Origin of the sequence: Varibaculum massiliense (assembly GCF_900106855.1) — a bacterium.
Classification (GTDB): domain Bacteria; phylum Actinomycetota; class Actinomycetes; order Actinomycetales; family Actinomycetaceae; genus Varibaculum; species Varibaculum massiliense.
Genome location: NZ_FNWI01000004.1, coordinates 670,072 through 689,798, shown reverse-complemented (window position 1 = coordinate 689,798; position 19,727 = coordinate 670,072). Strand labels below are relative to the sequence as shown.

Annotated in this window: 15 protein-coding genes; 14 read left to right on the top strand and 1 reads right to left on the bottom strand. The window is 54.9% G+C overall.

The genetic code is table 11. From position 1 onward, the window contains the following. Positions 1 to 188: 188 nt before the first annotated feature. The 8 genes from dnaK (at position 189) to BQ5456_RS03050 (ending at position 10,572) form a co-directional block, all read left to right on the top strand. Positions 189 to 2,063 (top strand): molecular chaperone DnaK, encoded by a 1,875-nt coding sequence (gene dnaK, locus BQ5456_RS03085; protein ID WP_071128701.1) that lies wholly within the window; start codon positions 189 to 191, stop codon positions 2,061 to 2,063. A 66-nt stretch (positions 2,064 to 2,129) separates the two neighbouring features. Next, positions 2,130 to 2,921 carry a nucleotide exchange factor GrpE gene (locus BQ5456_RS10260; protein ID WP_235858523.1) on the top strand — a complete coding sequence of 264 codons (792 nt, stop codon included), beginning with the start codon at positions 2,130 to 2,132 and terminating at the stop codon, positions 2,919 to 2,921. A gap of 21 nt (positions 2,922 to 2,942) precedes the next feature. Further along, positions 2,943 to 3,950 carry a DnaJ C-terminal domain-containing protein gene (locus BQ5456_RS03075; RefSeq protein WP_071128700.1) on the top strand — a complete coding sequence of 336 codons (1,008 nt, stop codon included), beginning with the start codon at positions 2,943 to 2,945 and terminating at the stop codon, positions 3,948 to 3,950. Further along, on the top strand, positions 3,950 to 4,393 hold the full coding sequence (locus tag BQ5456_RS03070) for a heat shock protein transcriptional repressor HspR (RefSeq protein WP_071128699.1): 444 nt from the start codon (positions 3,950 to 3,952) through the stop codon (positions 4,391 to 4,393). The genes BQ5456_RS03075 and BQ5456_RS03070 overlap by 1 nt, the downstream gene beginning before the upstream one ends. Before the next feature lie 36 nt (positions 4,394 to 4,429). Beyond that, positions 4,430 to 5,554, top strand: coding sequence for a hypothetical protein (locus BQ5456_RS03065; protein WP_071128698.1), 1,125 nt, complete (start codon positions 4,430 to 4,432; stop codon positions 5,552 to 5,554). A gap of 222 nt (positions 5,555 to 5,776) precedes the next feature. Then, the gene (gene clpB, locus BQ5456_RS03060) at positions 5,777 to 8,398 is read left to right on the top strand and encodes an ATP-dependent chaperone ClpB (protein ID WP_071128697.1); all 2,622 of its coding nucleotides are present in this window, start codon (positions 5,777 to 5,779) and stop codon (positions 8,396 to 8,398) included. 293 nt (positions 8,399 to 8,691) lie between these two features. Beyond that, positions 8,692 to 9,687 (top strand): TetR/AcrR family transcriptional regulator, encoded by a 996-nt coding sequence (locus BQ5456_RS03055; protein WP_071128696.1) that lies wholly within the window; start codon positions 8,692 to 8,694, stop codon positions 9,685 to 9,687. A 12-nt stretch (positions 9,688 to 9,699) separates the two neighbouring features. Beyond that, entirely contained in the window at positions 9,700 to 10,572 is an 873-nt protein-coding gene (locus BQ5456_RS03050; protein WP_071128695.1) for a serine hydrolase domain-containing protein, read from the top strand. On the opposite strand, the gene BQ5456_RS03045 is transcribed toward BQ5456_RS03050, so the two are convergent. Continuing rightward, on the bottom strand, positions 10,569 to 11,360 hold the full coding sequence (locus tag BQ5456_RS03045) for an exodeoxyribonuclease III (protein ID WP_071128694.1): 792 nt from the start codon (positions 11,358 to 11,360) through the stop codon (positions 10,569 to 10,571). The genes BQ5456_RS03050 and BQ5456_RS03045 overlap by 4 nt on opposite strands. A gap of 40 nt (positions 11,361 to 11,400) precedes the next feature. Here BQ5456_RS03045 and pyrE point away from each other — a divergent pair, with 40 nt between their 5' ends. The 6 genes from pyrE (at position 11,401) to carB (ending at position 19,726) form a co-directional block, all read left to right on the top strand. After that, on the top strand, positions 11,401 to 11,976 hold the full coding sequence (pyrE, locus tag BQ5456_RS03040; protein ID WP_071128693.1) for an orotate phosphoribosyltransferase: 576 nt from the start codon (positions 11,401 to 11,403) through the stop codon (positions 11,974 to 11,976). 3 nt (positions 11,977 to 11,979) lie between these two features. Next, positions 11,980 to 12,753 carry an SDR family NAD(P)-dependent oxidoreductase gene (locus BQ5456_RS03035; protein ID WP_071128692.1) on the top strand — a complete coding sequence of 258 codons (774 nt, stop codon included), beginning with the start codon at positions 11,980 to 11,982 and terminating at the stop codon, positions 12,751 to 12,753. 4 nt (positions 12,754 to 12,757) lie between these two features. Next, positions 12,758 to 13,372, top strand: coding sequence for a TrmH family RNA methyltransferase (locus BQ5456_RS03030; protein ID WP_083378327.1), 615 nt, complete (start codon positions 12,758 to 12,760; stop codon positions 13,370 to 13,372). Positions 13,373 to 13,510: 138 nt separating this feature from the next. Further along, positions 13,511 to 14,536: a class II fructose-bisphosphate aldolase gene (fbaA, locus tag BQ5456_RS03025; RefSeq protein WP_071128690.1), complete on the top strand. Its 1,026-nt coding sequence runs from the start codon at positions 13,511 to 13,513 to the stop codon at positions 14,534 to 14,536. A gap of 719 nt (positions 14,537 to 15,255) precedes the next feature. Further along, positions 15,256 to 16,461 carry a glutamine-hydrolyzing carbamoyl-phosphate synthase small subunit gene (carA, locus tag BQ5456_RS03020; protein WP_071128689.1) on the top strand — a complete coding sequence of 402 codons (1,206 nt, stop codon included), beginning with the start codon at positions 15,256 to 15,258 and terminating at the stop codon, positions 16,459 to 16,461. After that, positions 16,445 to 19,726 carry a carbamoyl-phosphate synthase large subunit gene (carB, locus tag BQ5456_RS03015; protein WP_071128688.1) on the top strand — a complete coding sequence of 1,094 codons (3,282 nt, stop codon included), beginning with the start codon at positions 16,445 to 16,447 and terminating at the stop codon, positions 19,724 to 19,726. Before carA ends, carB begins: the two co-directional genes overlap by 17 nt. Position 19,727: the final 1 nt, after the last annotated feature.

Genomic DNA, 19,727 nt, shown 5'->3' with positions numbered 1-19,727 from the left:
GAGTTAAGTAGACTCAGGTTTTAGGGGTGCGGCTTGATAGACCCTCTAGATTTGATAACCTTGAGCGCGTAAGGCTCAAGGCTGATGGAATCTAAGCGGACGTCGTCAAGATTGAAAGCGGGGGCGTCAGCCGCCAAGGCCTAGAGCTAAAAAGACTAACTAAATAAATTCTTAGGAAGGAAAAAACTATGGCACGTGCAGTAGGTATTGACTTGGGCACCACCAACTCCGCGATTGCGGTTCTAGAAGGGGGGCAGCCCACGATTATCGCCAACGCGGAAGGTCAGCGCACCACCCCCTCGGTAGTGGCATTCTCCAAAGCCGGGGAAGTTCTGGTAGGGGAAGTTGCCAAGCGTCAGGCGGTAACCAACGTGGATCGGACCATCTCGTCCGTGAAGCGTCATATGGGGGATAGCTCTTGGAAAGTAAAAATTGACGATAAGGAATACAACCCCCAGCAGATTAGCGCCTTCATCTTGGGTAAACTGAAGAAGGACGCCGAGGAATACTTGGGTGATTCGGTACAGGACGCGGTAATCACCGTGCCGGCCTACTTTAACGATGCGCAGCGTCAGGCAACCAAAGACGCCGGTAAAATCGCCGGACTTAACGTGTTGCGCCTGGTAAACGAACCGACCGCCGCTGCCCTGGCTTACGGCTTGGAAAAGAGCGAAAAGGACGAATCCATTCTGGTCTTCGACCTAGGCGGAGGCACCTTCGACGTTTCCTTACTGGAAGTAATGAAAGATGAGGACGGCTTTTCCACGATTGAAGTGCGCGCCACTAACGGGGACAACCGCCTCGGTGGTGACGACTGGGATCAGCGAATCGTGGATTGGTTAATCAGTACCGTGAAAACCAATACCGGGGTGGATTTGTCTAACGACAAGATTGCAATCCAGCGTTTGCGCGATGCCGCAGAGCAAGCCAAGAAGGAACTGTCTTCGGCGACCTCTACCCAGATTTCTTTGCAGTACCTGTCGATGGCGGAGTCTGGCCCGGTTCACCTCGATGAGCGCTTAACTCGCGCCCGCTTCGAGGAAATGACCCAGGATTTGCTAGAGCGCACCCGCAAGCCCTTCGAACAGGTAATCGCGGATGCCAAGATTCATGTGTCTGATATTGACCACGTGGTGCTGGTGGGTGGCTCTACCCGGATGCCGGCAGTAGCCGAGATGGTAAAGACCTTGACCGGTGGAAAAGAAGCCAACAAGTCGGTTAACCCCGACGAAGTGGTGGCTAGCGGAGCTGCGCTGCAAACCGGGATTATCCAGGGTGACCGCAATGACGTCCTCTTGATCGACGTCACCCCCTTGTCGCTAGGAATTGAAACCAAGGGAGGAGTAATGACCACCCTGATCAAGCGCAATAGCGCGATTCCTACTAAGCATTCGGAGATCTTCTCCACTGCCGAAGATAACCAGGATTCGGTGCTAATCCAGGTGTTCCAAGGCGAACGTACCTTTACCCGTGACAACAAGTCGCTAGGTACTTTCCAGCTCACCGGGATTTTGCCCGCACCTATGGGGGTTCCCCGGATCGAAGTCACCTTCGATATCGACACCAACGGAATCGTGCACGTCTCGGCGAAAGACCAGAACACCAACAAGGAACAGTCGATGACTATTTCCGGGGGCTCGGCGCTTTCTAAAGAGGAAATCGACCGCATGGTGAAAGAGGCAGAAGCGCACGCGGAAGAGGATAAGAAGCGGCGCGAAGAAGCCGATTTGCGTAACTCGGCGGAACAGACGGTTTACTCGATCGAGAAACTGCTGAAAGACAACGCCGAGAAACTGCCCGAGGAAATCGCCAAAGAGGTACGCGAAGCCTCTGACAAGGTCAAGAAGGCTTTGGAAGGTGAAGACATCGAGGCGGTAAAGACCGCGATGGAAGAACTCAACACCAAGTCGCAAAAGATTGGGGAAACCCTCTATGCGCAAACCCAAGCCGAGGCGGCGCAAAGTGAGGCAGCCTCTGGCACCGAGGCTGCGGATGCTGGTGCCGGGGCAGAGGACGAGGTAATCGACGCGGAAGTTGTCGATGAAGAGGACGAAAACAAGTAACTCTTAAGTCTCAAGCTGTCTGGGGCGCTCGCGAAAGTGGGCGCCCCATCGGCAGGAGGAAGAATTTTGGAAGAGCAAAATGGGAAACGGAGGATAAAGATCAAGGTGAAAGACCCATTGCATCCCACTTCGGAACCAGAATCAGAAAATCAGGCGGATGCGTCCGCCGGGCAGGTGCCGGATTCTCAAAGCACCGTCACGCCGGAACAGTCAGCTTCAGTCAGCCCGGAGACCTCCGCGCAGTCTGCACCCGTCGACAGCACCAAAGGGGAGGAAACCGATGAGCAGGACGAAAACGCGGCGTTTGCGGATTTAGCTGCCCGCCTGGGCGAAGAGGTCGATCCGGAGGCTAGCGCGGCTCCAGAAGCAGCGAGCGAAGAGGAACACGAAGCTGAGGACCCTCAAGCCCAGGTAGAACAGCTTAAAGCCCAAGTGGCGCAGTTGACGGAACAGCTAGCCCGAGCGCGGGCGGAAACCTATAACCTGCAACAGGAATACTCCGGTTATGTAAAGCGTAGCAAAACCGAGATGTCTGCCCATCGGACAGATGGGCAAAAAGCGGTGCTGCAGGTGCTGCTGAGCGTTCTCGATGACGTGCAGGCGGCGCGAGAAGCAGGAGATTTGCAAGGCCCCTTCGAATCGATTGCTAACAAATTGGAAAACACTCTAGAAACCAACTTTGGTTTGACTCGCTATGGCAATAACGGGGATGAATTTGACCCCAACGTACACGAAGCCATGATGGCGCAAAGTGGTGGGGAGGGCGAACCCAGTATTGCCCAGGTGCTCCAGCCTGGCTACAAAGTGGGCGACCAGGTGTTGCGAGCAACAAAAGTAATAGTAAATAACCCAGATTAGGGATTAAGGAGGTGAGCATTCATGGCCGGACAAGATTGGGTAGCAAAAGATTTCTACCGCACTTTAGGGGTGTCGAAAAAGGCAAATCAGGCCGAGATTAAGAAGGCTTACCGAAAGCTGGCACGTAAATACCATCCGGATCAAAACCCTGGAGATAAAGCTGCCGAAGAGAAATTCAAGTCAATCGGGGAAGCCTATCAGGTACTGTCCGATCCCGAACAAAAACGTCAATACGACGCGATTCGCGCGATGGCGGGCGGTGGTGCCCGTTTCAGCGCCGGCCCCGCCGCAGGTCATGGTGGGGCCGGAGGCTTCGAAGACGTATTAGGCGCTATGTTTGGGGGCGGAACCGTTCCCGGGGGCGGCTCCGCTAGAATCAACTTAGGCGAGGGTGACCTTGGCTCCATGTTTGGTTCCCTGTTTTCTGGGGGAGGACGCGGCAGCTTCGGGGCATCCGCTCCTTTCGGGGCAGGGGCAGGTGGTTTCCCCGGCGGCGGCAAAGGACAAGATTTAGCTGCCGAGGTTACCCTGGATTTTCGCACCGCGATGGCGGGCAGCACTATGAAGCTGACGGTTGATGGCAAGAGCATGACCGTGCGAATTCCTAGCAAGATCCGCGATGGCAAGAAACTGCGTCTGCGTGGAAAAGGGCGGCCCGGTCCGGGTGGAAACGGTGACCTAGTGGTTACGGTGCATGTAACCCCCGATCCGGTGTATTCCTTTGACGGAAAAGCCCTACAAATGCAGCTACCGGTGAGCGCGGCGGAAGCCCTAACCGGCGCCAAAGTTAAAGTGCCGCTGCTTGGCGGCAAGCAGGCAACCATCAAAATCCCTGCCGGAGCTGATAGTGGCACCAAGCTGCGCCTGCGCGGTAAAGGATTAGCGGGGTTAGATGTGGTAGCTACGGTGCGCATCGTTAACCCTGCTAAACCCTCTAGTCGGGTAGTCGATATTGCCCAACAGCTAGGGGAAGCAATTCGCGCCGACCACCCGGATTTTGATCCCCGCAGTCAGCTGGAGAAGCAATAATGACTGCCAGGGTGGAAACTCTCTATGTGATCTCGGTTGCCGCAGAGCTGGCGGGGATGCACCCACAAACTCTGCGGCAATACGACCGCATCGGATTGGTAATTCCAAGGCGCACCAAAGGGCGGGGGCGACGTTATAGCGCCGAAGATATCGCAGAATTGCGAGAAATTCAGCGCCTTTCCCAAGAAGAAGGAATCAATCTAGCCGGTATTAAACGGGTGCTGGAGTTGCAACGCGCGGCAGCCCGCCTAGCAGCAGAAAATCAACGTTTGCGGCAGCGGCTCGCTGTTTATGAACGAGGACGCGGACGGGTGTTTTCAGCCGCGCCCACTGGGGAAGTTTCCCCTTTAACCAGATTTCCCGGGTCCCGCCGGGTTCCGGGACAAGAATTGGTTCCCTATTTGCCCGGTCAGATAGTTATATGGGGTGAAAATCAGGGTTAACCCTTACAATAGGGGAAACGATTCAGGGGAGGAAGAATGAGCGAAACACCAAAAAGGTACGGGGCTAACTCCAGCGAGCAGGAGCAATGGGTGTTGGATGGAAAGCTATACTCTGGAGATCCTGCTGATCAGCGGCAAGACACCTCGCCGTCCTCCTTACAGCAGCCGGTTTCCTCCCCGGGGCAAGCAGCGGAGCAGGCATCCTTTAATCAGGGCAGGGGAAATAATTTTGTCGCTTCTCCCGACGGTTCTCCGCAAAATAATATTGGCGAGCAAAATAATTTTGGTTTCGGAAGTGAACCTAGCGTTTCCAATAACTTTGGTACCCAAAATAGTGGCGGTAATAACTTCCCGCAGCCTCCCCTCTCTCAGCCTCCTTACGAGCAAAACTTCCCTGGCTACGGAACCCCCAATGCTTACCCCCAGGCGCAATATCCCTCCGCGGCAGGAAATAATTTTCCCACCCCGCCCGGTTACCCAGGGGGTGGCGCTGGGAATGTGCCTCCGGGAATGCCGCAACCTAATGAGCCGGGAGGAATGGAACCGGGTAGTTTCTCGGGGCTTAGTAATAACCCGATAACTCCGCCCCCGGAAAGAAAGTCTCGAACTGTGCCGGTCTTGGTGCTGGTGCTGGGAATCGTGTTCATGGTGGTAATCGCCCCCCTGACCTGTATTGGGATGCTAGTCGGGTATGGGCTGGACGTTGCTTCCAATGCGGAGCACCATAGCGGCGATAGTGTGATTACTCGCGAGGACGACTATAACGGGCGTACCTTAGTGCTGGTGGAAGTGCCTGAAGGTACCAAGGTTAGTTGTAAAACTACATTTAACGGCAATGAAATTCCTTCTGAAACCAGCCCGGGAGCCGATTTTAGTGCCGGTACCGCCACGGGTGACGAAAACAACGAGGTGTTCAGCTACAACCTTCACTCTCGCGGAAAACTGGTAATTGATTGCCAGAGCGCCCAGCCCGATAAAGCACCCATTTCCGCCATCAGCGTGATTCCCAACGTTACCTTTACCCTGTTGGTCTGGGCATTTGTTCTCCCCACGATTATGGGGTTTGCGGGTCTAGGGCTGCTGATTTGGGGGATAATCTGGACGGTGAAACGCGGTCGGGATAGTAGACAAGCTCTCGTCAATAACTCTTACTACCGCTAGTTTTCTGGTTTCCCGGAATCCCCGGAGTGCGTAGCGGCTTAGTTTAGATGAACATTTCGCTCGCCCTCAGGTGGTTTTGTCTCGCTCTGGTTGCGCACGAAAATCGGTTTCTGTGAGGTAGTTAACCCAAAATATAAAGTTGAGTGGAATAAACTCAACTTTCGGGGTGTTGGACTAAATAGCAACACCCCATCCCACCCGGATGGGAATATGGGAGGAAAAATGGAAACAAAACTTACTGTTAAATCACAGGCTGCCTTAGGGGACGCGGTACAAACCGCGCAAGCCAATAAGAACCCTCAGGTAGAGCCAGAACATCTTTTAAACGCATTATTAGGGCAAACCGACTCGATCGCGTTTGCGCTTCTGGAAGCGATGGTGCCGAACCGTACCCAGCAGATTAACGCCCCCTTACATCAAATGTTGGGAAGACTTCCCAGCGTCACGGGTACCAGCGTGGGCGAAGTGCAAACCTCAATGGCGATGCGCCGGGTAATAAATAAGGCCGGTGAGCTGGCACGCGAGCTCAGTGACGAATACGTATCTACTGAGCATCTGCTTATCGCCCTTGCCGACGATTCTGAGGGGCAAACCGCGGTGACGCAGCTGCTTAAAGGAGCGGGCGCCGATGTCAAGGCACTGCGTGAAAAACTCAAGGAAATTCGCAAAGATCCGGTGACTTCTGAGGATCCCGAAGCCTCTTTCGATGCCTTGAAAAAATATGGTCGTGACCTGACGGAAGTGGCGCGCAGCGGAAAACTCGATCCGGTAATCGGACGGGATAAAGAAATCCGGCGGGTAATCCAAGTGCTCTCGCGGCGCACCAAGAACAACCCGGTGCTAATCGGAGAGGCCGGGGTAGGTAAAACCGCAGTGGTAGAAGGCTTAGCGCAACGGATTGTCGCGGGAGACGTCCCCCAATCTTTACAAAACAAGAAACTGATTAGCCTAGATTTAGGGGCAATGGTCGCGGGCGCCAAATACCGTGGCGAGTTCGAAGAGCGTCTCAAAGCCGTCCTGGAAGAAATCAAGAACGCCGGCGGGGAAGTCATCACCTTTATTGACGAGCTGCACACGGTAGTAGGTGCCGGGGGTGGCTCCGAGGGCGCCATGGATGCTGGCAACATGATTAAACCCATGCTGGCACGCGGCGAACTACGGATGGTGGGTGCCACCACCCTGGACGAATACCGGCAAAATATCGAGAAAGATCCGGCCCTAGAACGCCGCTTCCAGCAGGTGTTCGTAGCCGAACCCTCGGTAGAAGATACGGTAGCGATTTTGCGCGGGATTGCCCCCAAATACGAAGCGCACCACAAGGTCACGATTACCGATGGGGCCTTAGTGGCGGCGGCCAAACTCTCGGATCGCTATATCACCGAACGTAACCTGCCGGATAAAGCTATTGACTTGATTGACGAGGCTGCTTCCCGGCTACGGATGGAGCTAGATTCCAGTCCGGTAGAAGTAGACGAAAAACGCCGTCAGGTTGACCGGTTGAAAATGGAAGAAGCCTATCTGGCGGATTCCGAGGGTGAAGGCTCAGATGAACAGACCAAAGCCCGGCTGGCGGATTTGCGCGCGGAAATCGCCAAGGAACAACAGGTCTTGGATGACTTGAATGTGCGGTGGGAATCTGAAAAAGCCTCCCGCAATAAGGTCGGGGATCTGCGCGCCCAACTCGATAAGCTAAACACCCAGCTAGAGCGGGCAATGCGTAGTGGCGATTGGGAAAGCGCTGGACGGCTGCAGAACGGGGAAATCCCGCAAATTCAGGCCGCGATTGCTGCTGCTGAAAAGCAGGAGCAGCAAAGCGATGACTCCGACGCGATGGTGGTAGACAAAGTCGGTCCTACCGAAGTTGCCGAAGTCGTGGAGTCCTGGACGGGGATCCCCACTGGAAAAATGCTGCAAACCGAAACTGACAAGCTGCTGCACATGGAAACCGAGATTGGTAAACGCCTAATCGGGCAAGAACAAGCGGTGCAAGCGGTTGCCGATGCAGTCCGCCGCTCGCGGGCGGGAGTCTCTGACCCCAACCGTCCCACGGGTTCCTTCCTCTTCCTCGGTCCTACCGGGGTGGGGAAGACCGAACTTGCTAAGTCCCTCGCGGCGTTCCTCTTTGATGACCCCGCCGCGATGGTACGCATCGATATGAGCGAATACGGAGAAAAGCACTCGGTATCGCGCCTAATCGGAGCCCCTCCCGGATACGTAGGTTACGAAGAGGGCGGGCAGCTAACCGAGGCGGTACGTCGGCGTCCCTACTCGGTGATTCTGCTGGATGAAGTGGAAAAGGCGCATCCGGAAATCTTCCATGTGCTGCTGCAGGTGCTAGATGACGGCCGCCTGACTGATGGGCAAGGTCGGGTAGTGGATTTTCGTAACACTATTTTGGTGCTGACCTCGAACCTAGGCTCACAGTATCTGACCGAGAAAGATCTGGGCGAGGACGAGAAAGAGCATCTGGTGAAAGAGGCTGTAAAAGCCAATTTCCGGCCTGAGTTTTTGAATCGGCTGGACGAGATTTTGATCTTTAAGCCGCTCACTCGGGCTCAGCTGGCGCAGATTGTGGATTTGCAGTTGGCGCAAGTCATGCAGCGGCTAGCCTCTCGCCGTTTGAAGCTGACAGTTAGCGAGGACGCAAAACAGTGGCTAGCGAACCGCGGATATGACCCGGCGTTCGGGGCGCGTCCGCTGCGGCGCTTGATTCAAACCGAAATTGGCGATCAGCTGGCACAAGGTCTGCTGGCGGGACAATGGGAAGATGGTGCCGAAATTAAGGTTACGGTGCCGGAAGGACATGCCGCTCCGGCGGGAAGATTCCACCTGCAGCTAGTTTAGTGACGCCTAGTCATAAAAATGGTGCCGGAAGAGAGATGCTCTTTCGGCGCCATTTTTTGATACCCATTCTCAGTAGAAGCCCAGCTAGCAAAGCAATTTAATTGGTTTTATATAGAAATCCAGGCATTTGGAGGTGATGTAACTCTCGGAAACGGAGAAAACTGTTATAAAACATTGTCGATTTGTTAGGTGGTTTGAGGGGAAAAACTGTATCCTGGTTAGAGCTTGGGTATTTTTGTGCCCAACGGTAGAAAAAATTATAGGCGATAGGCAAGAGGGAGGGGGATGCCCAGGTGCCCAAAGCAGCACATAAGAGCGGGGAACGCGGGCCTTACGCCGGTGGCGTAGCTCGGCGTGAAGCCATACTTGACGCAACTGTAGATATGATTGCGGAAGTTGGCTACCACGGTCTATCTATGCGCGATGTGGCTCGTCGGGTTGGTATTTCCCACCCCGGGGTTATCTACCATTTCCCCTCCAAAGAAGCCCTGCTCATGGCGGTTATCGAGCGCTATGAGGATCGTTCTAACTTCGATGTGCAAGCCATGCGGCACATGCAGCCTTTCGAAGTGTTCAATGCCTTCACCGAACTTTCTACCGAGCTCAGTTCTAACCCCACAATCGTGGAAATGGAGTGCATGTTGTCGGTGGAAGCCTCTAACGAGGTACACCCGGCTCACGACCACTTCGCAGCTCGTTTCGAGGGGTTACAAAAGGTGCTAACCAGCGCCTTTGGGCAGCTACAAGAAGAAGAGCTCATTAACAAGGATTCCGATCCCAAGACACTGGCACATTCCCTTCTGGCCGAATGGTACGGCCTGCATATCCAGTGGCTCTACAACAGGGACGGCGTAGATGTAGTCGGTTCCTTGACCAACTTGATTATCAACCAGGTGGATCTTTCCAATCCCAAGGCGCTTCACGCCATCATGTCCAGCGGTTTTGCATCCCCCTCCGCAATGGCCGCAATCGAGCAGGTGGCTGGATTTACCTTGGAAGATTTGTTGGAAAAAGGATACATCAGCCTTTCCTCCCAGGAAATGGAGAAGTACGGCCTTTCGGACGTGCCGGAAGAAATCCTGGACAAGATTGTTCGTTCCGGCATCTTGACGGCCAACGACCTCGAATACGCGCAAGAAAACAAAGCTCTCAGTATCGATTTGCTGGGGCGGTTGGTTATCAACAACGTCCTCGAAACCGAGGAATACAACACCCTGGCAGATGTTGGCGTAGTGCCGCGTGAAGCTGTGGCTGCTCTTACTGCGGTTATGGCTGCCCGCCCCTTCTAGGAACTCGGCTGGATGGCTTCTGACCCAGTAGCTACAGTTTTAAGGCAGTTCCCTTTCCCGGTTTCCTGCGCGCTTTTCTCCTTTGTATCAGCGTCTTTACCCCAAAGTTGCCACCTGCTCGGTACCTGGGGTGACCAGGATAAAGTCTATCCTTGGATGTCAGTGACTAAGCTGGTTACCTCCCGCACTATTCTGGGGGCGGTAGAAAACGGTGTTTTAGACCTAGATCAGCCTTTTTCGCACCTACCGGGGGTGAGCGAGCCCCGCCCAGTAAGTGTGGCTGACCTACTTGCTCACCGCAGCGGTCTCGATTATGAAAAGAGAGAGTTTACCCGCGCCACCCATAGCCGTAGGGTGTACTCCAATTCTGGGTATGAAATCCTCGGCGAGCTACTAAGCCAGCGCAGCGGGGTTCCTTTTGCCACCTGGGTAGCGGAAATGGTGTTTTCACCCCTGGGAATAAAACGTAAAATGCGAGGTTCGCCTGCCTGGGGAATGCATGGCAGCCTGCGAGAACTTTTAGCTTTTGCTTTCGAGGCCGCCTGCCCCCGGTTCCTATCCCGGGAACTGTTTGCTGCCTGGTCGCGCAGTGATGGAATGGCGCTACCTGGGGTGGTACCCGGATATGGTTTTCACCGCGACAATGCCTGGGGGCTGGGCTGCGAAATCCGCGCCGCCAAAGACCCGCACTGGACGCTGCCGGATTCTTCCCCGGATACCTATGGACACTTTGGGCAATCCGGATCTTTCCTCTGGGTTGACCCCGCCGCTCATCTGGGCGCAGTTTTCTTGGGGCAAGAGCCTTTCGGCGCCCTCCACAAGCGTCTGTGGGTGCAGCTAAACCGCGTCCTGCGAGAAGTAGCCGAAACCGCTCAGGAGGCTTAAGGAGTTACCTCTAAAATCACTGGCACATGGTCAGAGGCGCCTTTGCCTTTGCGTTCCTCGCGTAAAGACTCGGCGGCTTGAATTCGCTGTGCCAGAGCGGGGGAGCAGTAGGCAAAATCAATCCGCATCCCTTCATTACGGGGAAAACGCAACTGCTTATAGTCCCAATAGGTGTATTGATCAAACAGGTCGCGGGTAACTTCAGTAAAACCGGCATCCGTGAAAGCGAAAAAGGCTTCGCGCTCAGGTTCGGACACGTGGGTGGCACCCGCAAACACCTCCATATCCCACACATCCTGGTCAAAGGGGGCAATATTCCAGTCGCCCATTAGCGCCAGTTGTGCTTTCGGATCCGCCTGAAGCAGCGAGGACGCATACTTCCGCAAGTTCTCTAGCCAGGTGAGCTTATAACGGTAGTGGGGATGGGATAGTTCGCGGCCATTGGGAACGTAGAGAGAAAAGATTCTTAGCCCGCCACATAGGGCGCTGATCGCGCGCGGCTCCACCACCGGTTCTTTCCCCGGATTCCCATAGGCGGGCTGAGAGGGAAAATCTCGCTGTACCTCCTCGAGACCTACCCGAGAAATAATCGCTACCCCGTTCCACTGGTTGGCTCCATGCACCGCGACCTCGTATCCTGCGTGCTTGAACGGTTCATAAGGGAACTGATCTGGGCGGCATTTGGTTTCTTGTATTGCTAAAACATCTAAGTTTTCCCGCTCCAAAAGCGCGCTCACCCGCTCATATCGTGCCCTGATTGAGTTAACGTTCCAAGTTGCAATCTTCATGTGTCAACCATAACGGCTATAAACCGATAAACTGAATGTCATGACCGCAAACGACTCGCAAAAGGCTCGCCTGATTTCTTTAATCAAAGAGCTATCTGTTAAATACGGGGATTTTACGCTGGCCAGCGGAAAGAAATCCTCCTTCTATATTGACCTGCGCCGCTCCACCCTGCATCACGAGGCTTCAGTGCTAATCGGGCATGTGTTGCTGGACTTGCTAGAAGAGGCGGGGTATCTGCCGGAAGATATTGATGCAGTCGGTGGACTCACCATGGGAGCCGATCCGGTGGCCTTTGCGATTATGCAGGCAGCTGCTTCGCGCGGTCTAGATATAGACGCTTTCGTGGTGCGTAAAGAAGCTAAAGACCACGGAATGGGGCGGCAGATTGAAGGTCCTGATATTGCGGGTAAACAGGTGGTAATCGTGGAAGATACTTCCACCACCGGCGGATCGCCCATCCAGGCAGCGCAGGCAGCAGAAAAAGCGGGCGCCAAAGTGCTTTGCGTGGCGGTGGTGGTTGACCGCGGCGATGTGGCGAAGCAAAAGGTTAACCAAGCTGGCTGGAAGTATCTGGCGGCACTAGATTTGACAGATTTAGGAATCGAGGGGGATTAACAGATGTCATGGGTTTTAGTAACCGGAGCTTCCAGCGGGCTAGGGCTAGAGTTTTGTAACCAGTTGGCAGGGCGCGGACACAATGTGGTGATGGTGGCGCGGCGCGAGAATGTTTTGCTGGAACAGGCGCAAAGGATTGAAGACTTTTATGGGGTTACCTGCGAAGTGTTAGCTGCTGATTTAGCTATGCAACAGGGGCTGAGAACGGTGGCGCGGCGTTTGGCTGCCGAAGAGCGTCCGATTTCTTTACTGGTTAATAATGCTGGTTTTGCCCTGGCGGAAGATTTCGTGGACGGATCCGCCTCTAAGCAGGTGCGCGGGCTAAACGTAATGGTGCGGGCAGTCATGCTGCTCTCGCAAACCGCCGCCTCTCGGATGCGTCGGCGCGGGCGGGGCGCAATTTTGAATGTTTCCTCAGTGGCGTCTGGAACTGCCATGGGAACTTACGCGGCTCACAAAACCTGGGTAGAAATCTTCAGTTGCGCCCTAGCGGAAGAACTGCGTGGCAGTGGGGTACAGGTAATGGCGTTAAAGCCAGGTACTACTGATACCGGTTTCTTCAGCAAGATCACCACCAAAATCGAGGACGTACCCACTATCGCTCGGCTGACCCCGGAATACGTAGTTGAGCAAGCCTTGAACGATTTGGCACGGGGAAAAATGATTTCGGTACCTTCCGTGATTTACAAGATTATAGATTTTTTGACCTGGAAGGCTCCCCGCTCCCTAGTCTGCCGCTTTACTGGATATTTGCAGCGTGATCGGTTCAAAGCCTAAGCCGATGGGTAACGGAGTCGGCCCTTGGCCCGGTGGGTCGGAGCACTGGCCAGAAGGTGAGCATTGGGATCCGGAGTTACTAGCGGGCGGGGATCGTCGCAATGTGGAAGATCGTTTCCGTTATTGGCGCCGGGATGCGATACGGGACTTCCTAGATAGCGAGCGTTTCCCGTTCCAAGTGGCTATCGAAAACCTCGACCATGATTTCAATATCGGTTCCATCGTGCGTTCAGCAAATGCTTTCGGGGCTAACTCGGTACATATTGTAGGAAAGCACCGCTGGAACAAGCGGGGGGCGATGGTAACCGATCGCTACCAGCACGTGGATCATTTTCCGGATGCAGACTCTTTCGCCCATTGGGCACGTTCAGCGGGCATTACCCTGATTGGGATAGACAATGTGGAAGGCTCGCAGGCACTGGAAGATGCGGTTCTACCGACGGAATGTTGCCTGGTTTTCGGGTCGGAAGCCAATGGCTTAAGCCCGGAAATGCTGGCTCAATGTTCGGCAGTCTATGAAATAACCCAGTACGGCTCGACCCGCTCTATAAACGTAGGAGCAGCCGCCGCAGTCGCCATGTGGGCGTGGGTGATTCAGCATCGAGACCAAAATCAATGACGCTAGTAAAAAATTAGTACAGGTTTTTAGAGAGATATATTGCGTCTTAGGTAGCATCTTGGGACACAAGACCCTGCAGTTAGCTTGACCTTGTGAGAGAATGAAAACGTAAGAAATCTATCTTAAAGGAGGGCCCTCGTGGCTATTGCAACCCCTGATGTTTATAACGAAATGCTAGATCGCGCGAAGGAAGGCAAGTTCGCCTACCCTGCGATTAACGTTACTTCCTCCCAGACGCTAACCGCAGCGATTCGCGGTTTTGCCGAGGCAGAATCCGACGGGATCATCCAGGTTTCGGTAGGCGGTGCCGAATACTGGTCGGGCTCTACCGTTAAAGATCGGGTAGCCGGCTCGTTGGCGATGGCGGCTTATGCACGGGAAATCGCCAAGAACTATCCGGTGACCGTAGCTTTGCATACTGACCACTGCGCCAAGCAGAACATTGATTCTTGGGTTCGCCCCCTATTGGAGCTAGAAGCTGAAGAGGTTAAGGCTGGTCGCCTCCCGTTCTACCAGTCCCACATGTGGGACGGTTCCTCGGTTCCGTTGAGCGAAAACCTGGAAATCGCCCAGGAACTGTTGGATCTGTCGGTTAAAGCCAACACCATTCTCGAGGTCGAGATTGGCGTTGTCGGTGGCGAAGAAGACGGCATCGTTGGCGAAATCAACGAGAAACTCTACACCACCCCTGAAGATGGCATGAAGACCGCTGAGGCTTTGGGCTTCGGGGAAAAGGGTCGCTACCTGACCGCTTTGACCTTCGGCAACGTTCACGGCGCCTACAAGCCGGGACACGTTAAGCTGCGTCCGGAAATTCTGGGTGAGATTCAGGAAGCCGTAGGCGAGAAGTACGGAAAGGGCGATCGTCCGTTCGACTTGGTTATGCACGGTGGTTCTGGCTCCACTGCCGAAGAAATCGCCACGGCGGTAAAGAACGGCGTTATCAAGATGAATGTCGACACTGACACCCAGTACGCCTTCACTCGTCCGATCGCTGATTGGATGTACAAGAACTACGAAGGTGTCCTAAAGGTTGACGGCGAGGTTGGCATCAAGAAGCAGTACGATCCTCGTTCTTGGGGCAAAGCTGCCGAAGCCGGAATGGCGGCTCGCGTAGTCGAAGCGTGTGAGCGCCTCGGCTCGGTCGGCACCAAGATGAAGTAACTTTGCAGTTTAGCTAGTTACCTAAAGATTCAAGGGTAGCCCTGGCGGATTTTTCGCCAGGGCTACCCTTTTTTCTTGCACTTTTTATCCCCGAAGCGTAGGTTATGCGGGCTAATATCCATTTGGGTATTAACCCCCATTTGGGGGTGCGGACGGATTTTTAGAGAGTGTTTTGGCTGGTACTGTCTTGTAAGTTGGGGTTTGTTTAGCTTTTTGGGCTCATGACTGAGGGCTGTTGATGAAGCCTCCCTCTAAAAACAGAACCGCCCTCCGGCGACAGAACCGCCCTCCGGCGACAAGATAGTCCTCCAAATACAACAGCGCCCCCCGGATTCGTGAATATGGGCGGAGAAAGTGCGCTCTTTATTGTCGCTGGAGGGTGCTTTTGTCCGAGGAGGGCGCTTTTGCTCGCTTTTCTTTCTTCTTCCTGACCAAATCACCCTCCAGGGACGGAATCACCCTCCGGAGACAGAATTGCGCTCCGGAAATAGAAATCCCCCCCGACAACAACTCCTCCCTCCGGCGACAGTAACACCCTCCCGGTAGAAATGCTTTTGCAGCAGCTACGAGGTGGTGAACAAAAATCACGCTCGGAAAGCGCCTTACGCTATGATTAGGGGCAGTGAAACTCTTACCTATTTGCTCGTGCCCCCTCGGTGCGGGCAATTTTTTCTATATGCCCTTACCCCTGGGTGAGGCATAGATAAGGAGAAGTTCTTATGCAGCAGGCCTCCTCGGATCTGGCCTTAATCGTGCTGGAGGACGGGTTCATTGCGAAAGGCAAAGCCTGGGGGAAACGCGGACGCGCCCTGGGAGAAGTGGTTTTTGCTACCGGGATGACCGGATACCAGGAAACTTTGACCGATCCCTCCTATCACCGCCAAATAGTTATCCAAACCGCTCCCCATATCGGAAATACCGGGGTAAACGAGACCGATCCCGAATCGGGACGAGTCTGGGTAGCTGGATATGTGGTCCGCGATGCCGCTCGGCGAGCCTCCAATTGGCGTGCTACCGGAGACCTCGAAGACCTGTTAAAAGCCCAGGATGTGGTAGGTATTCGCGAGGTAGACACCCGCGCCCTCACCCTGCATTTGCGGGAAGCGGGCGCCATGCGCGGCGGGATTTTTTCCGGAGATGCCCTCCCGGCGGGAGCCGCCTATCTAGACCAGGCCACCCGCGACCTTTTGGTTTCAGTGGTGCGCGACCAGCCGATGATGGCAGGAGCCGCGCTGGCCGCCGACGTGAGTACCCCCGAAAAATACGTGGTGGAGCCTGCCGGCGAATATGAAGGCAAAAAGCCCTTAGCGGTAGTAGCCGCCCTAGATCTAGGGATCAAAGCGCGTACTCCCGAACAGATGGCGCTGCGCGGAATCCAGGTGCATGTGTTCCCGCAGCACTCCAGCTTTGCAGACATCATGCAGGTGAACCCCGATGGGGTGTTCTTCTCTAACGGACCGGGCGACCCGGCCTCGGCAGACCACGAAGTAGCTTTGGCGAGGGCGGTGCTGGACGCGGGCATCCCCTTCTTCGGGATCTGTTTCGGCAACCAAATCCTAGGGCGTGCCCTGGGGTACGGCACCTATAAACTGGCCTACGGTCACCGCGGAGTAAATCAACCGGTGGTAGACCGTGAAAGCGGAAAAGTGCAGATCACTGCCCACAACCACGGTTTCGCGGTGGACGCCCCTGCGGAACACCCCTCGGTGGCACCTTTCGATGGAGGACGCTATGGGCGGGTTGAAGTATCTCACCTGGCGCTAAACGATGGGGTAGTAGAAGGCTTGCGCGCCCTCGACCTGCCGGCTTTCAGCGTACAGTACCATCCCGAGGCGGCGGCCGGCCCCCACGATGCCCAATATCTATTTGATAAGTTCCTAAGAATCATGCAGGAAACGAAGGAAAAAAATGCCACGCAGAACTGATCTTAAATCTGTCCTAGTTATTGGTTCCGGGCCGATCCAAATCGGCCAGGCCTGCGAGTTCGACTATTCCGGGAGTCAGGCCTGCCGCGTGCTAAAAGCGGAAGGGCTGCGAGTTATTTTGGTTAACTCCAACCCGGCAACCATTATGACCGATGCGCAGATGGCGGACGCCACCTATATTGAGCCGATAACCCCGCAGGTAGTGGCCTCAATTATTGAAAAGGAACGCCCGGACGCCCTACTGCCTACTTTGGGTGGGCAGACTGCGCTCAACACTGCGATTGCTCTGAGCCAAGATGGCACCTTGGAAAAATACCAGGTGGAGCTAATCGGAGCCAGCGCTCAGGCGATTAACGCCGGTGAGGATCGTGAAGAATTTAAAAAGGTAGTACACCGCTGCGGCGCCGAAGTGGCACGATCTTTCATTGCTCACAACCTGGCTGACTGCAGAAAAGCCGCCGAACAGCTGGGATATCCGCTGGTAGTGCGCCCTTCTTTCACTATGGGAGGCATGGGCTCCGGTATTGCCTATAACGAACAGGATCTGATTCGGATCGCCGGGGGAGGCATGGCCGATTCCATCACCTCCGAAGTGCTGCTGGAAGAATCGATTCTGGGCTGGAAAGAATATGAACTGGAGCTGATGCGCGACAAGGCAGATAACGTAGTCGTGGTCTGCTCTATCGAAAACGTGGACCCGGTAGGGGTACATACCGGCGATTCCATTACGGTGGCACCGGCGCTCACCCTAACTGACCGGGAGCTGCAGAATCTGCGCGATATCGGGATTAACGTGATCCGGGAAGTAGGGGTAGATACCGGCGGGTGTAATATCCAGTTCGCGGTGCACCCCGATACTGGTCGGGTAGTAGTTATCGAGATGAACCCGCGGGTGTCGCGCTCCTCCGCCCTGGCGTCGAAAGCTACCGGTTTCCCGATTGCGAAACTGGCCGCAAAACTGGCGCTCGGTTACACCCTCGACGAGATTCCCAACGATATTACCGGCTCAACCCCGGCTTCTTTCGAGCCCACTTTGGACTATGTAGTCGTCAAAGTGCCGCGGTTTGCTTTCGAAAAGTTCCCGGCTGCCGATCCCACCCTGACCACCGCCATGAAGTCGGTGGGCGAGGCGATGGCGCTGGGCCGAAACTTTACTGAAGCGCTACAAAAAGCCTTGATTTCTCTAGATAAGGCCGGCACTTACTTCCGTTGGGACACCCCGCTTTCCTCCTCTAAAGCGGAGCTATTAGAGCAGGTCAAGATACCTACGGAAAAACGCCTAATCCAGGTGATGGATGTGATTAGGGCGGGGGCAAGCCTGGAAGAACTCTACGAGGCTACCAAGATTGATCGCTGGTTCCTAGATCAGCTGTTCTTGTTGAACGAGGTCGCAGATAAGATTCGGGAAGCGGAGGCGCTTACCCCGGATCTGCTGGTAGAGGCGAAACGTCATGGTTTCTCGGATCTGCAGATTGGGCAGATCCGCTCCGTATCCGACGAGGTAGTGCGAGAAGTCCGCAAGGCCTTCGGGATTCGCCCGGTCTATAAAACGGTCGATACCTGCGCCGGGGAGTTCCCCGCTCAAACCCCCTATTACTATTCCAGCTATGACCTGACCAGCGAAGTTAAACCGCGTCAGCGTCCGGCGGTGATTATTCTCGGCTCCGGACCGAACCGAATCGGGCAGGGGATTGAGTTCGATTATTCCTGTGTACACGCTACCCAAGAACTGCAATCTGACTATGACACCGTAATGGTCAACTGTAACCCGGAAACTGTGTCCACGGACTACGATATTTCCTCGCGTCTATATTTCGAGCCGCTCACCTTTGAGCACGTGATGGAAGTTTACGAGGCCGAGTGCGCGGCCGGTCCAGTTGCGGGGATGATTGTGCAGCTCGGTGGGCAAACCCCGCTTTCTTTAGCCGCGCGTTTGAAAGCCGCCGGGGTGCCGATTGTGGGTACTCCACCGAGCGCGATTGACGCCGCCGAAGACCGCGAACTCTTTGGGCGAGTACTTGACGAGGCGGGGTTGCCCTCTCCGGCGCATGGAACTGCCACCACCCCGGAGCAGGCATTTGAGCAGGCAGAAAAAGTCGGGTATCCGGTTTTGGTGCGTCCTTCTTTCGTTTTGGGAGGACGGGGAATGGAGATTCTCTATTCCGCCGAAGAACTCGACTCTTACCTGCATCGCTATAACCTGTCAGATCCCACAGTCATGACTGGACCCCTGCTTATTGACCGTTTTCTTGATGATGCCATCGAGATTGATGTGGACGCCCTTTACGATGGTCAGGAACTTTTCTTGGGTGGAGTCATGGAACATATCGAAGAGGCCGGGATTCACTCTGGGGATTCTTCTTGCGTGCTGCCCCCGATCACCCTTTCCGACGCGATTATTGACCATATCCGCACTTCTACCGAGAAGATCGCGGCGGGAGTAGGGGTACGCGGCCTCATCAATATCCAATATGCCCTAGTCAGCGGGGTGTTGTATGTGATTGAGGCTAATCCGCGGGCTTCCCGCACGGTACCCTTCGTTGCTAAAGCCACCGGAGTACCGCTGGCTAGGGCAGCAGCCCTAGTAATGATGGGGTCCTCAATCGCGCAGCTAAAACAGCGCGGCTACCTGCCGGCAGATGATTCCGATTTCGCCACGCCCGGACGGCCGATTGCGGTTAAAGAAGCGGTGCTGCCATTTAAACGTTTCCGGGACAAGAATGGGCGAATTGTGGATACGGTTCTCGGACCCGAGATGCGTTCTACCGGGGAAGTTATGGGCTATGACCGGGATTTCCCCACTGCCTTCGCTAAGAGTCAGACCGCGGCTTACGGGAATCTGCCCTCTAAAGGAACCGTGTTCGTATCTGTCTCTGACCAGGACAAACGAGCCTTAGCCTTGCCGGTATCCCGGTTATTTGACCTGGGATTCTCGATTATGGCGACTGCGGGAACTGCCGCTTTGCTGCGCCGCTACGGGATTCCAGTTACCGAAGTGCGCAAAGCCAGCCAAGGGCCAGGTCCTGACGGGGAACAAACGGTAGTGGATATGATCCGCGCCGGGCTAATCGATATGGTGATTAACACCCCCGGCACTTCCGGGGCGCGGGTGGATGGTTATGAAATCCGTACCGCCACCACTGCCGCCGATAAACCGATTATCACTACCATTTCCCAGTTCCAGGCAGCGGTGCAGGCGATTGAGGCTACTCGGGACCGCACCTATGGGGTGTGTTCACTGCAGGAATACGACAAAGCTAAATAGT